This window comes from Armatimonadota bacterium, from assembly GCA_031459855.1.
In the GTDB taxonomy this organism is placed as follows: domain Bacteria; phylum Sysuimicrobiota; class Sysuimicrobiia; order Sysuimicrobiales; family Humicultoraceae; genus Fervidifonticultor; species Fervidifonticultor primus.
The window spans coordinates 1,411,612-1,428,588 of record JAVKHP010000001.1; the positions used below are offsets into that span (position 1 = coordinate 1,411,612).

A 16,977-nucleotide genomic window follows, 5' to 3' on the forward strand; every position below is an offset into this window, starting at 1 on the left:
CGCAGCAGGCGGGCGGCTGGCGATGTGCGCCTACGCCCGCGCCGTGGTTGCGCGAAGGCGAGGGTCCACCCAGCCATACAGCAGGTCGATGACGAAGTTCACGGTGAGGAACACGGCGGCCCCCACGATGGTGACGCCCTGCACCACCGGGAAATCTCGAGCCAGCACTGCCTGCACCGCCAGCCGTCCCATCCCGGGCCAGGCGAAGATGGACTCCACGATCACCGCGCCGCCCAGCATGCGGCCGAAGTCCATCCCCAGCACCGTGAGGATGGGCAGCAGCGCGTTGCGCAGCCCGTGGCGCACCAGCACTGCGCGGGAACTCAGCCCTTTGGCCCTGGCGGTGCGCACGTAGTCCTGGGCCAGGACCTCCAGCAGACTGGCCCGGGTCAGACGGCTGATCTGCGCTCCGTAGAAGCCGCCCAGGACCACGGCCGGCATGAGGAGGTGGGCGAGGCTACCGTACCCGGAGATGGGCAGCCAGCCCAGGTGCACCCCGAACGCGATGATGAGCAGCAGCCCCAGCCAGAAGCTGGGCACGCTGGTGCCCACCAGGGCTGCCGTCATGGCAGCTGTATCCCACAGCGACCCCCGGCGGGCGGCGGCCACCAGGCCCAACGTTACGCCCGTGCCCACCGCCACCGCCAGGCCGGCCAGGGCCAGTTCGAAGGTCGCCCGCAGGCGCTCGACGATGAGCTCGGCCACGGGCAGTCCCTGGCGGAAGGAGTAGCCGAGGTCTCCACGGGCCACCCGCGCCAGGTAGCGGAGGTACTGCACCCCCAGGGGTTGGTCCAGCCCGTAGGCCCGGCGGATCCGTTCCATGTCCTCGCGCGTGGCGTCCTGGGATACCAGGAGGGTGACGGGGTCTCCGCTGGCGTGCAGCAGGACAAAGACGACTGACACCACGCCCAGCAGCGCCGTCACCGACAGTATCAGTCGCCGGATGGCCAGCTCACCCATGGCGCCCAACCCCACGCCGACAGCCGTGGCCTTCCGTCCCGCCAGCGGGCGTCGGGTCTTCCCGACCGTGCCGGAGTCCGCTGCGGGGCCGGTGGTCCACCCCTGGGAAAGGGGAGACCTGTAGGGTCACAGCGTCACTTCCAGGCTGCGTCCACCATGGTCAGGAGCAGGTCCGGGCGCGGCGTCCACTCCAGGTTGCGGTGCATCCCGTAGACGTTGGGCGCGGTGAACAAAGAGATGGCTGGAGCCTCCTCCACGAACATCGCCTGGATCCGCCGTGAGACCTCCCGCATCCGTGCCTCGTCCGTTGCGGTGTCGGCGGACTCCATCAGCTGGTCGAACTGTGGGTTGCCGGGGCGCCACAACGACCACTCCCCGCGTGAGTAGAAGGCCCGGAACGGGATGATGTGGCTGAGACCAAAGAAGTCGGTAAATCGCGTGAACCAGCCGTCTTCGGCCAGCTGGCGGGCCTGCACGGTGCGCAGCTGCACACCGTACTCGGTCACGTTGACCCGGGCGCGCACTCCCACTCGCGCGAGCTGGTCGGCCACAGCCAGGGTGATGTCGCGGTCGCCCGGATAGGCGCCGCTGGTCGTGGTGATGGAAAAGTCCACGCCGTCGGCGTAGCCGGCCTCCCGCAACAGCGCTCGGGCGCGGTCGGGGTTGTAGGAGAACCCCGCCAGGGAGGTGTCGCAGCCCAGCATGACCTCGGTGCAGAACGTACCGACCTGCGATCCCACGCCGCGCATCACGCTGGCCAGGATGGCCTGGCGGTCCACGGCGTAGTTGAGGGCCTGCCGGACCCGGCGGTCCGCCAGGGGCTTGTCCCGGGGGATGTTCACCAGGTTGTAGATCACGAAGAAGACGCTCAGGCTCTTGCCGGGCACCAGCTTGGCACGCCCCGACAGCTGCAGGGGGCGGAAGAGCTCGGGGGGCACCAGGTTGATGAGGTGCACCGACCCGGTCAGCAGTTCGGCCAGGCGGGACGACTCGGACGGGATGGCGCGGAAGATCACCCGGCCGATTTGCGGACGGCCGCCCCAGTACGCGGAGTTGGCCTCCAGCTCGACGCGGTCGTCCCGCACCCACCGGGCGAACCGGTAGGGCCCGGTGCCCACGGGCTGGCGCACCAGGGCCTCATCCCCGTTTTGGGCCAGGTAGTTCGGAGGGACGATCATGCCGTAGTAGCCAAGGAAGCGCGGCAGCAGCGGCCAGGGACGCTCGGTGGTGAATCGGACGGTGAAGTCGTCCACTACAGTGACGGACTTGACCAGCCGCAGAGCTCCCGCACCAGGCCAGCGCGTCCGAGGATCCAGCATGCGCTCGAATGAGAACTTGACTGCCTGGGCGTTGAACGGCTCGCCGTTGTGGAACCGGACGCCCTGGCGCAACCGGAACTCCCAGGTGGTAGGGTCCACAGCGCGCCACGACACCGCCAGCCCCGGGTGGAGGGTGAGGTCGGCGTCGCGCCGGACCAGAGTCTCATAGATGTTGGCCAGGACGTTCATAGCGTGGGTCAGGGTCGTCTTGTGAGGGTCGCCGGTCTGGATGTCGACACCCTGGGCCACCACCAGGGCCTCCGGTACCCGGGGCTGGGCCTGGCCCCAGGTCCCGACGCCCACGACTGTGAGCAGGACCGCCGCTGCAACCACCGCGGACACCACGCGCACGCACACTCCCCCCTTCTGTGGGCCGCCCGTATTCCCGGGCAGCACGCCGGGGACGCGACCCGCGGCCTTCCGGACAACATCCCGCGGCCCGCGCAGAGAGAGTGACGTGCTGCTCGCCGCTCGACAGCAGGGACACAGGCGGCGTTAACGATGTCGGATGTTCGACCCAGGCGGACGTCCGCCCTGCCCCCACCGACGTGAGTACGCGTGAGGACGACTGGTCGTTGGGTGCGGTGATGTGGAAGGCGATCCGGCTCGAGGGGGCACGCAAATTGACGCACTCGCCGCGGCCTCCGTACAATGAACCCACCATGGCCCTGATCTTCACCTTCCCCTGCGGGGGCTGCGGGCGGCGGTACACCGTCTACTACCCCAAGGCCCTCATGTACGAGCTGTCGGGCACCGGTACGCGGGAGATGGGCGTGAAGGAAGACGAGGCCGAGCGCGCGGCGGGCAACGTCGACGCGGCGCGGCGCCGGGCCGAGGCCCAGGGGAACGTCTGGGTCGACGCGTCCGAGCGCCTCGAGATGGTGTGCACCTGCGGCAAGAAGCTGAACTTCAACATCGCCCAGCACCCGCGCGTGCCGCAGTCCAAGCAGTCGGCCCAGAAGCGCCAGACGGGACTGATCCCCTTCCCCGAGGTGGCGAGGTCCCGGCACGGGCCGAAGGGTCCGGCCTGATCGGGGCCCGCGCCGGGTTACTGCCCTGTCACCACCCGGTTCCGCAGCACGCCGATCCCGCCGATTTCCACCTCGACGACGTCACCCGGCTGCAGGGGACCCACACCGGCGGGGGTGCCGGTGGCGATGACGTCGCCGGGCTCGAGCGTCATGAAGGACGAGACGACCTCGATGAGCGTCGGCACGTCGAAGATCATGTGGCGGGTGTTGGATGCCTGCGTGGTCTTCCCGTTGACCCGCGCGGCGATGTCGAGGGCGCCGGGATCGAGGTCGGTGACGATCCACGGCCCCAGCGGCGCCGCGCCGTCGAACGCCTTGGCCCGCACCCACTGGCGCTCCTCGCGCTGGACGTCGCGCGCGGTGATGTCGTTGAATGCGGTGTAGCCCCACACCACGTCCAGCGCGCGCGCCCGGGGGACCTGCCGGCACCGCCGGCCGATGACGACGGCCAGCTCGGCCTCGTACTCGAGCTGGCGCGTGTGCGCGGGGTAGGGGATCGGCGCCTCGTGCCCCACCAGGGCGCTGGGCGGTTTGAGGAAGAGCAGGGGCTCGCGGGGCGGCTCCCACGCCAGCTCGGCCGCGTGGTCCCGGTAGTTGAAGCCGACGCAGACGATCTTGGTGGGGGTGCAGGGCGGGGCGAAGGTGGCCTGCGCCACGGGCAGGCGCAGCGCCCCCGCCACGACCACGTCGCCCTCGACACGGGCGTCGAGGACGGCACCGTCGTGCACGATGCGGGCGTGGATCATCGGGGTGCCCCTGGTTGCCATCGGTGCTGCTGCCTCATGCTTCCTCCAGGATGTCCAGCGTGCCGTCGCGGTCCTGCGCCCGGACTCCCGCCAGGCGGTCGAGGCGTCATGCTTCCTCCAGAATGTCCAGCGTGCCGTCGAGCCGGTCCACCAGGTAGATCAGCCCGTCGGCGTCGACGTACACGTCGTTGGACTGTGGCCGCCCGGTGGCGACCGCAGGGACGTACCAGGCGACCTCCTGCGGGCGGAACGGGTCCCGGATGTCGATCACGCGCAGCCCGCCCGCGAAGTAGGTCAGGTAGACGCGCTCCTCGCTCTGGCGCCCGCCCGGCCGGTTCTCGTGGATGTTGTGCGGGCCGAAGCGGACGTCGGGATCGGCCAGGCCGTCGGGGTCGACGCGGAACGCCGCCACCGGAATCGGGTTGCGCTCTTCGCGGACGTCGACGACCCACAGGAACTTCTCCCGGTCCGTCCCTTCCCGCCACGGCCGCAGCGCTTCCTGCGTGCAGAGCACGAGCCGACGGCCGGGCAGGGGCAGCGCCGTGTGCAGCATGTCGCCAAACGGCGGGTGGAAGGTGTGTCGGGTGAGCAGCCGCGGCTGCGCCCACGACGTCATGTCGAGGATCGCCCAGCCCCAGTCCACGCAGCCCACGTAGCACCGGTCGCCCACCACGAAGGGCGCGCCGTGGACGCGCACCCGCCAGTGCGCCGGCCAGTCGGGCACCTCGCCGCCCGCCGCATGCTGGCCGGGGATCCACCAGCGTCCCACCTCCTCGGGCCGGTCGGGGCGCGCCAGGTCCACGATGCGGTAGATCTGGTCGGTGTAGCCCTCGGCGCCCGCCGACAGGTGCGCGTACCGTCCGTCGACGAACCAGCAGCGGTGCACGCCCGGCCCGCCGGTCGGGAAGAACGCGAGCTCCCGGGGCCGGGTGGGGTCGTGCACGTCGTAGACGCCGATCCCGGCGGTGAAGTCGGTGCCCCGATACCCGGGCAGGCGCTCGTAGTTGACCACCATCAGGTCGCCGGCGACCTGGACCTTGTGCATGTGCGTGTTCGGCGGGCAGGGCAGCTGTGCCACGACCCGGGGGCTGCGCGGGTTGCGCACGTCGACGATGGTCGTGCCCACGTCCTTCATGGGCGCGATGTAGGCGAAGCCGCGGTCCACCACGACCTGCCCGGCACCCACCGGGCCGTAGGGGGTCCGGCTGACGAGCCGGAGGTTGTGCAGGCGTCCTGGTTCGCTCACCACGTGCCTCCTTCCATGCGCGCGTCATGTGCGCTGAGGTCGCACTGCGCGAAGGTCGGGCGCGCTGCGCCGCCCCACGCCGTCTGCGTCGCCCCGCGTCGTCTGCGCCGCCCCGCGTCGTCTGCGTCGCCTGGCCGTCTGCGTCGCCGCGCGGTCACCGCCGCAGCGCGAGCATCCCCTCGGGCCAGTGCACGCCCAGCAGCGTTCCGAAGCCTGCCAGCGCGCCCACCGTCAGCGCGGTGTACACGGTCGCCGGCAGCGGCCGCATGCGCGCCTCGCCTAGCGTCACCGCCAGCATGAATGCGGCTGCCGCCAGGTGGAACCCGACCACCCAGATCAAGACGAAGAAGACGCCCAGGCTCGCGAAGCCGGCCAGCCCCCGTCGCAGGTCGGCGGCTGTCGGAGGATCTTCGTCGCCGACGCCCGAGCGCCCTTGCAGGGCCCGGAGCACCTGCAGCGCCGCCAGCCCCAGCCCCGGCGCCGCCACCAGCAGGGGCATCACCCGGGCGCCGGGGACGAAGCCGCGGATCTGGGCCAGGGCGACGACGAAGACGCCCGCGACCACCAGGCTGAGCAGCAGGTCGGCCGGCACGCGACCCGCCGCGGCCGCCGCGCGCGCCTGACCGCGGCCCCGCATCCACCGCACCAGCCCCCAGACGAACGGCGCGATGAGCACGGCGCCGATGGCGAGCACACCCGGACGAGCGAGCCACGTCCAGCCGTAGAGGTTGTGCGTGACCACGAAGTAGCGTTCCATCGGTCCGGCCAGCACGAACCCGATGAGCAGCGGGGCGCGCGGCCAGCCCGTCTTGCTCATGGCCCAGCCCAGCAGGCCCAGGAGGAAGAGCGCCACCAGGTCGCCCATGTCCTGCGTGGTCTGGTAGGCGCCGAGCGCGATGGTGATGAGCACCGGCGCCGCCAGGCGCGCAAACGGCACCTGCGTGAGCTTCGCCATGGCCGGGCTCGCCGCGAAGCACAGGCCGGCGCCCAGCACGTTGGCCAGCGCGTACGACCAGACGATCACGTAGATCAGCGAGAGGTGGTCGGTCACGATGCGCGGGCCGGGCAGGATGCCGTAGCGCAGCAGGGCGCCCACCAGCAGGGCCGCCGACGCGCTGCCCGGCACCATGAACAGCAGCGTGGGGATGAGGTCGCCGGCGGCCACCGCGTTGTTGGCCGCCTCGGGCGCGATGATCCCGCGGATGTCGCCCTTGCCGAATCGACTGCGGTCGCGGCTGGTGGCGACCACGTGCCCGTAGGCCATCCAGGTGCCGGCCGTGGCGCCCAGCGCCGGGAGGATGCCGGCCCAGACGCCGATGAGCGCGCCCCGCAGCACGAGCCAGCGGTGGGTGAGCACGTCGCGCAGGCCCTGCGCCCACCCGACGCCCAGCGTGGTCGGCGCGTCGGCGATGGCGCCGCCCCGGGAGAGCAGCGTGATCACCTCGGCGATGCCGAAGACGCCCAGCGCCACCACCACCAGCGGGATGCCGTCCATGAGGTAGAGCCGCCCGAAGTCGAAGCGCACCTGGGCAGCCGCCGGCGACGGCCCGATCATGCCCAGCAGCAGGCCCACGAGGCCGGCCAGCAGGCCCTTGCGCGCCTCCTTGCCGAGCAGGCTGCCCGCGTAGGAGACGCCCAGCGCGGTGAGCATGAACAGTTCGGGCGATCCCAGCGCCAGGACCAGCGGGCGCGCCACCGGAATGGCGAGCGTGAGCCCCAGGGCGCCGACGAGGCCGCCGGCCAGCGACGAGAGGAACGCGGCCGCCAGGGCCCGGGCTGCCTGGCCCTGGCGGGCCAGCTGGTGGCCCTCGATCACCGAGACGGCCGACGCGGCCGAGCCCGGCGCGCCGATCAGCACCGAGGTGATCGTGTCGGAGGTGTGGACCACCGCCAGGGCCCCGGTCATGATGGCGGCGGCCGCCACGGCGTCGAGCTTGTAGATGTAGGGCAGGATCAGCGACACCGCGACGATGCCGCCCATGCCGGGCATGACGCCCACCACCAGGCCCGCGAGCACGCCCGCGAAGAGCAGCCCAAGCCGCGCGGGGTCGGCGAAGATCGCCAGCGCCGAGACTGCCGCCTCACCCATAGGCCGCGTGGCGGGACCGCGCGGGGCCGCCCGCCGGGGTCCTGCGGGGCGCGCGACGCAGGCGCGTCACCTGCCGGCGAGCAGCTTCCACAGGCGCGGCGGCGTGAAGGGGACGTCGACGTGCCGGATGCCCAGCGGCCGCAGCGCGTCGGCCACGGCGTTGGCCACCGCCGGCAGCGTGCCGATGGTGCCCGACTCGCCGATCCCCTTGGCCCCCAGCGGGGTGAACGGCGAGGGAGTCTCCAGGAACGCGGTGACGATGGGCGGGACGTGGGGCGCGCGGGGCAGGGCGTAGTCGGCGAAGGTCGCGGTGCGCAGCTGTCCCGTCTCGTCGTAGACGACTTCCTCCCACAGCGCCTGACCCAGCCCCTGGACGGTCGAGCCGATCACCTGGCCCTCGGCCAGCAGCGGGTTCACCAGGCGCCCGGCGTCGTCGACGGCGACGAAGCGCAGGATGCGCACCTCGCCGGTCTCGCGCTCGACCTCCACCACCGCAACGTAGACGCCGTAGGGGAACACCGGGCCACGCAGGGCGATGTACCGTACCGCGTGCAGGCCGGGTTCCAGGCCCGCCGGCAACTTCGTGGGGTCGTAGGCCGCCGCCGCGACCTGCGCCCACGGCACGGCCCGCGCGGGGAGGCCCCGCACGTGGAGCGCGCCGTCGGCCCACTCGATGTCGTCGACCGCCGCTTCCAGCAGGTGCGCGGCGATCGCCGAGGCCTTCTCGCGGATCGCGCGCGCACACAGCAGCACCGCCGACCCGCCGGTGGCCATGGAGCGGCTCCCGAACGTGCCGACGCCCCGCGGGACCACCGCCGAGTCGCCCTGCCGGACCGCGACCTGCGCGGGGTCGAGCCCCAGCACGTCGGCGGCGATCTGCGCAAAGGTCGTCTCGTGGCCCTGGCCGTGGGCGGTGGACCCGGTTCGCACCACGACGCGGCCGCCCGGATCGACCGTGACCTCGGCGCTCTCCCAGAACTGCGGTGCGGCGCGCTCGACGTAGAGCGCCAGCCCGATCCCCAGCAGGCGGCCGTCTGCCCGCGCGCGGCGCTGCTCGGCGCGCCAGCGGTCGTACGCCACGAGGTCCAGGGCGCGGTCCAGCGCCTGCGCGTAGTTCCCCGAGTCGTAGGTCAGGCCCAACGGCGTCGTGTAGGGGAAGGCCTCAGGCGGAATGACGTTGCGCCGGCGGATCTCCGCGGGATCGAGCCCCACCTCGTGCGCCAGCAGGTCCATCATGCGTTCGACGATCAGCGCGGCCTCGGGCCGGCCGGCCCCGCGGTAGGGGCCCAGCGGCACCTTGGTGGTCGCCACGCTGAGCACCTCGACCTCGGCGGCCGGCACCGCGTACGCGCCCACCAGCAACGTGCCGGTGGTCACGGGCATGTTGGCCGTGGGCGGGAAGAGGTAGGCGCCGCTGTCGGCCACGAGACGGGCGCGCACCGCCAGCACGCGGCCGTCGGCGTCGGCGGCCACCGCGACGTCGGCGTCGAGCCCGCGCCCCTGGTACGTCGCCTGCAGGTTCTCGCGGCGATCCTCCAGCCAGCGCACCGGCCGCCCGAGGTCCACCGCGGCGATGGCGGCGAGCGCGGCCTCCGGCGGGAGCGCGCCCTTGACGCCGAACCCGCCGCCGACGTCGGGGGTGATGACCCGGATGCGGTCCTCGGGGCGGTCGAGCACGCGGGCCAGCTGCGCCCGCGGACGGTGGGGGTCCTGGGCCGAGATCCACAGGGTGAGCACGTCGGTGCCCGGATCGTACGCGGCCAGCGCGCCGCGGGGCTCGATGGGCGCGCCGGCGAGCCGCGGGATGTGGAAGGTCTGCCGCACGACGTGGGCAGCGCGCGCGAACGCGCCCTCGACGTCGCCGCTGGCCCGCCGCCATCGCGCCAGCACGTTGTCGGCCACGCCGTCGTGCAGCCGCACCTCGCCCCGCAGCGCCTGGTGCGGATCGACCACCGCCGGCAGGGGCTCGTAGGCGATCTCCAGCAGGTCCGCGGCGTCCTCGGCCGCGGCCTGGCTCTCGGCCACGATGGCGGCCACCGGCTGACCGACGTAGCGGACGCGGTCTAGCGGCAGGATCGGGTGCGCGGCCTCGCGCGCCACCGCGGTGCCCTCCTGGGCGGCCACCGGCAGGGGGCGGACCCGCCCGGCGAGCGTCTGTGCGGTGAGGACCGCCACCACGCCGGGAGCGGCGAGGACACGCCGTGCGTCGATGGGACCCAGCCGCGCGTGCGCGTGCGGGCTGCGCACGACGAGCAGGTGCAGCATGCCGGGCAGGGTCAGGTCCCCGATGTAGCGCGCCTGCCCGCGCAGGAACCGCTGGTCTTCCAGCCGGCGCAGCGGCCGGCCGATCCACCGGCCGGCGCCGGGCTGCGCCGTCGCGCTCATACGGGTGCCACCAGCAGGTCGAGCGGCACCCGGGTGCCCAGCCGCTCGGCGCCCGTCTCGGTGATGATGAACGTGTGTCCGAAGAACAGCCCCAGCAGGCCGTCGGGCGTGATCAGGTTGGGTTCCAGCATCACCGTCATCCCCGGTTTCATCACCATGTCGTCGGGATCGCCGTGCGCGCCGTCCACCCGCACCTCGGGCGCGTGCGTGACCAGGTCCAGCCCGTGCAGGATGATGGGCCGCGACTGGTAGCCGTGGGCGCGGAAGAAGCCGGCGTGGCGGGCCATGGCCTGGAACGTGTTGCCCGGCCGCAGTTCGCCCGCCAGCAGCTGGAACCCCGGCAGGACCACCTCGTCGAAGATCCGGCGCACCCGGTCGCTGGGCGGTCCCACGCAGATCGGCACGCCCATCTGCGCCGTGTACCCCTCGTAGCCTGCGGCCACCTCGTTGAGGACGATGTCGCCCCGCTCCAGGCGCCGTCCCGAGGGGCGCGGGTTCCCGAAGACCATGCGCGGGGCGTCCATGGGCGTGGCACCCACGATGACGAAGTCGACCTCCCCGCCTCCTTTGAGCATGGCGCTGGCCGCGGCGGCCTTCAGCTCCCACTCGGTCACCCCGGGCCGCGCCGCGTCGACCATGGCCAGAAGCGCGGCCGCGCACAGCTCGCCCGCGCGGCGCACCCGGGCCAGCTCTTCGGCGCTCTTCACCACCAGGAACTCGTGGAAGAAGTCGCCCACGAACTCCAGCGTGGCCTCGGGCAGGGCCCGCGCCAGCGTCACGTACTGGTTCACCGGCAGGTAGTCGTTGTACCGCGGGTCCGCCACGGTGATGCCGATGCGGCCGCGCTCCAGGCCCAGCTCCTTGATGCGGGCCGCCAGCACCTCGGCGAACTGCCCCCGGCTCGCGGGCCGCACGTCGCGCACCGCCACGGCCCGGCGCGTGGCCTCCGCGTGGGTGCCGCCCATGCCGTAGAGCAGCGTGGGCTCGCCCTCGCGCGGCACGAAGACGTAGGTGCACATGGCGTGCCACTCGCGGTGGTTGGTCAGCCAGAACACCCCGCCGCCGTACGACCAGTGGCTGGGCCCGCCGCAGACGATCAGGCCGTCGAGCCCCAGGCGCGCCATTTTGGCGCGGGTCAGCTCGAAGCGCCGCCGGTGCTCGGCCTCGGAGAAGCGGTCGTACACGGCGTCGGTGTAGTACGGCGAGTTGACGAAGTCGGCGAAGTGCTTGGGGTTGTCCAGCGTCGTCCGCACGGCCTCGAACTCGAACGGTGCCACCGGTCACCTCCGTTGCACAGCGTCCGGGCTGCTCCGACCGCGCCGCGCGATCGGGCGGCGCGCCGGGCCCGCCCGGTCAGTCGTCGCGCCCCTGGTGCTGCCAGGGCGCCACCTTGCCCTCCAGCCACCGTAACCCCTGCACCAGCGTGACGCCCAGCAGTGAGAGGGGCAGGATGCCCACGAACATCTGGTCGATGCGCACGTGCTGCTGTGCGCGCATGATCAGGTACCCGATCCCCGAGACGGCCACGTAGAGGTCGGAGATCAGCATGCCGACCAGTCCGCGCCCGATGGCCAGCCGCAGCCCCGCCACGATGAAGGGCAGCGAGGACGGGATGATGACGTCGCCCCACAGCGCGCGCTCGGGGCTGCGGAACGATCGGGCGACCTCCAGCAGGCGCGGGTCCACGCTCTTCACCCCCTGGTAGGTGTTCAGGAGGATGGGGAAGAGGGCGAAGAGGAAGATCACGGCGGCCTTGGCCCGCAGGCCCAGCCCGAACCACACGATCACCAGCGGCATCAGGGCCACCGTGGGCGTGGAGTAGAGGGCGATCATCATCGGCTCCAGCGCGAGGTCCAGCACCCGGAACCGCGCCATGGCCACCCCCACGAGCACTCCTGCCACCGCGCCCAGGCTGAGGCCGACCACGAACACCTTGAGGCTCTCGCTCAGGTACCGCCACAGCTCGCCCGAGGCGAGCATCTCCGCGGCGGCCGCGGCGATGCGCGAGGGCGGCGCGAACAGGAAGGGGCTCATCTGCCGGCCCACCACCTCCCACAGCACCAGCACCACCGCCACGGCCGCCGCGCGGACGGCGCCGTCGCGCGCGGCCTGGCGCTGCCGCAGCCGCGCGGCCGCGGCCCGGGCCGTCGCCCGGCGCTCCAGTTCGAGGGCCACGTTGGACATGGCGCTCACCCTCTCTGGCTCACTGCATCTCCTGGCGCAGCAGCTCCCACAGGCGCGTGCGCAGCTCGCCGAACGCCGGGTCGGCCCGGATCGCGGCCAGCCGCCGCGGGCGCGCGAAGGGGACGGGCACGATCTGCTTCACCCGGCCCGGCCGCGCCGTCAGGACGATCACCCGGTCGCCCAGCAGGATCGCCTCGTCGATGCTGTGGGTCACGAACACGATGGTCTTGCGCTCTTCCTCGAGGATGCGCAGCGTCTCCTCCTGGAGGAGCTCGCGCGTCTGGGCGTCCAGCGCCGCAAACGGCTCGTCCATCAGCAGGATCTCGGGGGCCATGGCCAGGGCCCGCGCCAGCCCCACGCGCTGTTGCATGCCGCCCGAGAGCTGATACGGGTAAACGTGCTCGAACCCCTCGAGCCCTACGAGTCTCAACACCCGCTGCACCCGGGCCTCGATCACGTCGCGGGGCGCGCCGGCCAGCTTGAGCCCGTAGGCGGCGTTGGCCTTCACGGTCTTCCAGGGGAACAGCCCGAAGTGCTGGAAGACCATGGCCACGTTGGGCGGCGGCCCGGTCACCGGTGCGCCGTCGATGGTGATCTGCCCCGCGCTCAGGGGGAGCAGGCCGTCCAGGGCCCGCAGGAGCGTGGTCTTGCCGCACCCGCTGGGCCCCACGAGACATGCGATCTCGTTCTCGTAGACGTCCAGGGTGACGCGATCCAGCGCGAGCACCGCGCCGCCCAGGAACGTGCGCGTGGCGCCCTCGACCCGGATCTTCACCCGTCCGGCCATGCTACTGGCACCCCTGCGGGGTGGGCACCGGGCCGCCTGCCCGCCGCAGCGCCTCGTTGGCGATGGACATGTCGAGGAGCTGGGCGGCCTGGTAGCGCTGCTTCATCTCGCCGCCCTCGTAGCTGTAGTCGATCGTCCACTGGATGCGCCGGAGGTCCAGCCCCAGGTTGCGGGCCCAGACGCACCGCGCGATCATCTGGGCGTAGGCGTAGCCGGCGTCCATCTCCTCGGCGCCCGTGAGCTTGACCAGCGCCCGCACGGCCTCGGCGCGGTTGTTGACGGCGTGCCGCACCGCCAGGATCGACGCGGCCACCAGGTCGATGAGCGCCTCGCGGTGGCGCTCGACGACGCTGCGCATGGCGCAGTAGACGTGGTACTGGTAGTTGGGCAGGGCGTTCTGCAGGTCGAAGATCACCCGCGTCCCGGGCACCTGGCGCAGCAGCCGGCTGGCCTGTTCGTAGTGGAAGATGGCCGTGTCGGTCTGCCCGGAAACGAGCGACGGCACGCGCCCGGCCGTGGTGGTCTGCACGATGGTGACCTCGTCGGGTCGGATGTTGGCCGCCGCCAGCACGGCCCGGTTCATGCGGTCGATGAACCCGCCCGGGGCGCTGGACATGCCGATCTTCTTGCCCCGCAGGTCCTTGATGTCCCGGATGGGATCGCGCGCGACCATGACCACCGGCAGCTTGGGCGCGCCCCCGTAGAAGCCCACCAGGGGCACCCCGTTGCCGAAGGCGTTGACGCAGTCGAGGGTGCCCACCTGCACGTCGCCGGCGATGGCCGCGGTCAGCGCGCGGGTCGAGCCCTCGAAGTTCTTGATCTCCAGGTCGATGTTGAACCTGTCGGTGAACCCGAACTCCTTGGCCAGCGCCATGGGCGTGTGCACCACGTTGGGCGGCGCCACCGGCATGCCCAGCACGAGCTTGCGCTTGGGCCCCGGCGCCGGGTAGATCGGCTGGCCCGTCCCGGCCGGGGCCGCGTACGCTATAGGCGGCGCCGGAAGGCCCAGCGCTGCCGTGATCGCCAGCACTGCGATCGCGCGCAGACGTCCACGCATTCGTCCTCCTCCTCTCCCGCGTCAGCGGGTGATGTAGTACTGCACCGGCAGCCGGTGCAGGCACTCGGCACCGGTCGCCGTGATGAGAAACAGGTTCCCCACCTGTACGCCCGCCCGGAGATCGGGCGTGACCACGTTGGGCTGGACGACCACGCACATGCCCGCCTCGAAGACGAACGGCCGGTGCGGCCCGTCGGCGGTACGCCGGGTGCGCACCGAGGGCGGCAGCAGGCCCACCACGAAGCCGTGCAGCACGTCGTCGACGATCGTGTACCCCGCCTCGTGGATGACCTCGGCAGCGTCCAGCACGTCGTCCACGGTGGCCCCGGGCCGCAGCCGCTCCGCACAGCGGGTGTAGGCCTCGAGGGCCACGTCGCACAGTCGCCGGTACAGGGGGGTGGGCTCGGCCTGGACGAAGATCGGCCGGTGCATCTGCCCCGAGTAGCCCCAGTACGAGATGCCGATCTCGCAGTTCACCACGTCCCCGCGCTGGAGGACCCGTGCCGAGGGGTTCTGCCGCGGGACGCACACCGCGCCGGCGTCCTGCGGGGCCGACGAGAGGTAGGCGAGGTGCAGCAGGCCGCCGGCAGGCAGCGCGGCGCCTTCCACCAGCGCGCCCAGCTCGTACTCGCGCATGCCGGGCCGCAGGCCGTCGATGAGGGCCTGGACGGCCAGGTCGGTCAACGCCGCGCCGCGGCGCGTCCAGGCGATCTCCTCGTCGCTCTTGATCAGGCGCAGCTGGCGGAAGGCGGCGGTGACGTCGACCAGCGTCCACCCGGGCAGGAAGCGCTGCCAGGTGAGGTACGCCTGCACGGGCACCGGCCCGACGTACCCGAGCGTGCCCGGCCCCGCCCGGAGCGCGCGGGCATGCGCCGCCACGGTGGCCGCGGCATCCGGGCCGCCCCAGCGCACCTCGACGCTGGCCATCTCGCGGGCATTCGGCACGTGGTTGTGCGGGTGCACGAAGAGCACCGGGGCCTCCGTCGCGCCGACGACCACGTAGGTCTGCCGGTTGCCCAGGAAGCCCGACAGCCACAGCACGTCGGCCTGGGCGTGCCGGTTCAGCGACGACTCGCCGTGGACGACCAGCACGTCGAGGCCCTCTCGCGCCATGAGCGCCCGGGCCGCGGCCCACCGGCGGCCGAACTCCTGCGCCGAGAACCGCGGGTAGAGCGCCTCGTCCGCGACGGGAGCGCCCGCCGGGCGCTGCGGATCACCGGACATCGCATCCCTCCCTGTCTTGCCGGCCACGGTGGCGCGCCGCCTCCATCAGCCCTGTGGCGCCGGGCCCACCACCGGCGCCAGCAGACGGTGGCCCGCCCGCCGCCGCTGGCGCAGCGCCACCGCACCGGCCAGCGCCACGGCGGCAGCCCAGGCCTCCGGGCGGGGGACGAACCCCAGCACCCCCGCCACGGCCAGTGCCACCCATTCCGCCACCGTGGTGCGCGTGACGAGGTAGGCCGTCCCGACGCTGGCGAAGATCACGGTGCCCAGCGTTGCGGCCACGATGGCGGCCAGGTTCTCCCACACCGACCCCGTCAGCAACAGATGGGTGTACGCGAACAGGACCGGCATGACGTAGATGATCTTGGCGAAGCGGAAGCAGTTCCATCCCGCGCGCATGGGGTCGGCCTGGGCGATGGCCGCCGCAGCGAACGGGCCCAGCGCCACCGGCGGGGTGATGTTGGAGTCGAGGCTCAGCCAGAAGACGATCATGTGCGCCACCAGCAGCGGCACCCCCAGCTCGCGCAGCACGGGCACGGCGATCACGGCCACGATCAGGTAGGTGGCGGTGATGGGCAGCGCCAGGCCCAGCACCAGCGTCGAGACCGCCACCAGCAGCAGCGTCAGCCAGAGCTCTCCCGCCGCCAGGGCCACCACGATGTACGAGAACCGGATGCCGATCCCCGTGAGGGCCAGCACGCCGATGACGATGCCGACGGCGCCGGTCAGCGCGCCGACGAACAGCGACGAGCGGGCTCCCTCGACCAGCGCCTCCCAGATCGCCCGCACCCCCATGCGGGTCTCGCGGCGCACCCAGCTCACGGCCACGGTGGCCAGGATGGCGAAGACGGCCGCCCGCTCGGTGGAGACGTGCGCCACCAGCAGAGCGATCAGCACCGCCACCGGGAGGAACAGGTACCACCCGCGCCGCAGCGTCGAGCCCAGCGGTGGCAGCTCATCGGCGGCCAGACCGCGCAGGCCCAGCTTGCGCGATTCGAAGTAGACCATGAGCCCCACCGAGAGGAAGTACAGCAGGCCCGGGATCGCGGCGACCTTCACGATCTCGGCGTAGGGCGTGGCGGTCATCTCGGCCATGATGAACGCCCCGGCGCCCATTACCGGCGGCAGGACCATGGCCCCCGTGGAGGCCGCCCCCTCCACCGCCGCCGCGATGTGGGGCGGGAACCCGGCGCGTTTCATCAGGGGGATGGTGATCGTGCCGGTGGTGACGGTGTTGGCCACCGGGCTGCCCTGAATCGTCCCCAGCAGCGCGCTGGACATGACCGCGGCCTGGGCCGGGCCGCCGGCGATGCGGCCGAACAGCGCCAGCGCCAGGTCGATGAAGACCCGCGCCGCCCCGGCCCGCTGCAGGAACGCGCCGAACACCACGAAGGGGATGATGAACTCGGCCAGCACCTCGGCCATCACGCCGAAGATGCCGTCGGAGGTCAGGTAGACGTACTCCACCACCCGTCGGAGCGTGAACCCGCGGTGGCCGACGATCGGCGGGAGGTAGTGCCCGAACAGGGCGTAGGCGATGGGCAGGAGCGCCACCAGCGCCATGCTGCGACCCAGCACGCGCCGGGCAGTCTCGACGGCCAGGGCGGTCACCACTGCGCCCATGGCCACGTCGAGGGTGGTGTACGCGCCGGCGCGGTAGGCCATGGCCTCGTGCTCGACGATCCAGTAGGCCACGCCGGCTACGGCCGCCAGCGCCAGCACCACGTCCACCGCCGCGGGCGCGTCGTCGCGGTCGCGCCGCCAGCCGCGGTAGAGCAGCAGCGGCACCACCAGGCTGTACAGCACGGCGATGCCGCGGTAGTACTGCAGCGACGCCGCACCGTACCAGGCCAGCCACAGGTAGTAGAGCGAGGTGGCGCCCAGGAGGACCTGGGCCACGAGGTCCCACGGCCGGCCCAGCGCGCGCATCAGCGCTCCTGCGGCTGCCG

General features: G+C 72.5%; 13 protein-coding genes. 1 reads left to right on the plus strand and 12 read right to left on the minus strand.

All coding sequences use genetic code 11. The features are described 5' to 3' along the window. Positions 1-30 precede the first annotated feature (30 nt). Positions 31-960 (minus strand): ABC transporter permease, encoded by a 930-nt coding sequence (locus QN157_06445; GenBank protein MDR7555234.1) that lies wholly within the window; start codon positions 958-960, stop codon positions 31-33. A 134-nt stretch (positions 961-1,094) separates the two neighbouring features. Continuing rightward, the gene (locus QN157_06450; protein ID MDR7555235.1) at positions 1,095-2,630 is read right to left on the minus strand and encodes an ABC transporter substrate-binding protein; all 1,536 of its coding nucleotides are present in this window, start codon (positions 2,628-2,630) and stop codon (positions 1,095-1,097) included. A gap of 224 nt (positions 2,631-2,854) precedes the next feature. On the opposite strand from QN157_06450, the gene QN157_06455 reads away from it, so the two are divergent. Then, the gene (locus tag QN157_06455; GenBank protein MDR7555236.1) at positions 2,855-3,310 is read left to right on the plus strand and encodes a hypothetical protein; all 456 of its coding nucleotides are present in this window, start codon (positions 2,855-2,857) and stop codon (positions 3,308-3,310) included. A 17-nt stretch (positions 3,311-3,327) separates the two neighbouring features. Here QN157_06455 and QN157_06460 read toward each other — a convergent pair whose 3' ends face one another. From QN157_06460 to QN157_06505, 10 genes are all read right to left on the minus strand, one after another. Continuing rightward, entirely contained in the window at positions 3,328-4,077 is a 750-nt protein-coding gene (locus tag QN157_06460) for a fumarylacetoacetate hydrolase family protein (protein ID MDR7555237.1), read from the minus strand. A gap of 85 nt (positions 4,078-4,162) precedes the next feature. Next, the gene (locus tag QN157_06465; GenBank protein MDR7555238.1) at positions 4,163-5,302 is read right to left on the minus strand and encodes a hypothetical protein; all 1,140 of its coding nucleotides are present in this window, start codon (positions 5,300-5,302) and stop codon (positions 4,163-4,165) included. Positions 5,303-5,456: 154 nt separating this feature from the next. Continuing rightward, a complete protein-coding gene (locus QN157_06470) occupies positions 5,457-7,391 on the minus strand; it encodes a tripartite tricarboxylate transporter permease (GenBank protein ID MDR7555239.1) in 1,935 nt (644 codons plus the stop codon). 66 nt (positions 7,392-7,457) lie between these two features. Further along, positions 7,458-9,776, minus strand: coding sequence for a xanthine dehydrogenase family protein molybdopterin-binding subunit (locus QN157_06475; protein MDR7555240.1), 2,319 nt, complete (start codon positions 9,774-9,776; stop codon positions 7,458-7,460). Beyond that, the gene (locus QN157_06480; GenBank protein MDR7555241.1) at positions 9,773-11,053 is read right to left on the minus strand and encodes a Xaa-Pro peptidase family protein; all 1,281 of its coding nucleotides are present in this window, start codon (positions 11,051-11,053) and stop codon (positions 9,773-9,775) included. The genes QN157_06475 and QN157_06480 overlap by 4 nt, the downstream gene beginning before the upstream one ends. A gap of 76 nt (positions 11,054-11,129) precedes the next feature. Further along, positions 11,130-11,960: an ABC transporter permease gene (locus QN157_06485; GenBank protein ID MDR7555242.1), complete on the minus strand. Its 831-nt coding sequence runs from the start codon at positions 11,958-11,960 to the stop codon at positions 11,130-11,132. A gap of 19 nt (positions 11,961-11,979) precedes the next feature. Then, positions 11,980-12,747 carry an ABC transporter ATP-binding protein gene (locus QN157_06490; GenBank protein ID MDR7555243.1) on the minus strand — a complete coding sequence of 256 codons (768 nt, stop codon included), beginning with the start codon at positions 12,745-12,747 and terminating at the stop codon, positions 11,980-11,982. 1 nt (position 12,748) lies between these two features. Further along, positions 12,749-13,804, minus strand: a complete 1,056-nt coding sequence (locus tag QN157_06495; GenBank protein ID MDR7555244.1) for an ABC transporter substrate-binding protein — start codon at positions 13,802-13,804, stop codon at positions 12,749-12,751. Between the two features lie 21 nt (positions 13,805-13,825). Then, positions 13,826-15,028: a Xaa-Pro peptidase family protein gene (locus tag QN157_06500; protein MDR7555245.1), complete on the minus strand. Its 1,203-nt coding sequence runs from the start codon at positions 15,026-15,028 to the stop codon at positions 13,826-13,828. Positions 15,029-15,073: 45 nt separating this feature from the next. Further along, on the minus strand, positions 15,074-16,957 hold the full coding sequence (locus QN157_06505) for a TRAP transporter fused permease subunit (GenBank protein MDR7555246.1): 1,884 nt from the start codon (positions 16,955-16,957) through the stop codon (positions 15,074-15,076). Between the last annotated feature and the right edge of the window lie 20 nt (positions 16,958-16,977).

What these genes read in the sequence shown, in the direction of transcription:
- QN157_06445 (MDR7555234.1), bottom strand. Translation starts at nt 960, where the DNA reads ATGGGTGAGCTGGCCATCCGGCGACTGATACTGTCGGTGACGGCGCTG.
- QN157_06460 (MDR7555237.1), bottom strand. Translation starts at nt 4,077, where the DNA reads ATGGCAACCAGGGGCACCCCGATGATCCACGCCCGCATCGTGCACGAC.
- QN157_06470 (MDR7555239.1), bottom strand. Translation starts at nt 7,391, where the DNA reads ATGGGTGAGGCGGCAGTCTCGGCGCTGGCGATCTTCGCCGACCCCGCG.
- QN157_06475 (MDR7555240.1), bottom strand. Translation starts at nt 9,776, where the DNA reads ATGAGCGCGACGGCGCAGCCCGGCGCCGGCCGGTGGATCGGCCGGCCG.
- QN157_06485 (MDR7555242.1), bottom strand. Translation starts at nt 11,960, where the DNA reads ATGTCCAACGTGGCCCTCGAACTGGAGCGCCGGGCGACGGCCCGGGCC.
- QN157_06490 (MDR7555243.1), bottom strand. Translation starts at nt 12,747, where the DNA reads ATGGCCGGACGGGTGAAGATCCGGGTCGAGGGCGCCACGCGCACGTTC.
- QN157_06495 (MDR7555244.1), bottom strand. Translation starts at nt 13,804, where the DNA reads ATGCGTGGACGTCTGCGCGCGATCGCAGTGCTGGCGATCACGGCAGCG.
- QN157_06500 (MDR7555245.1), bottom strand. Translation starts at nt 15,028, where the DNA reads ATGTCCGGTGATCCGCAGCGCCCGGCGGGCGCTCCCGTCGCGGACGAG.
- QN157_06505 (MDR7555246.1), bottom strand. Translation starts at nt 16,957, where the DNA reads ATGCGCGCGCTGGGCCGGCCGTGGGACCTCGTGGCCCAGGTCCTCCTG.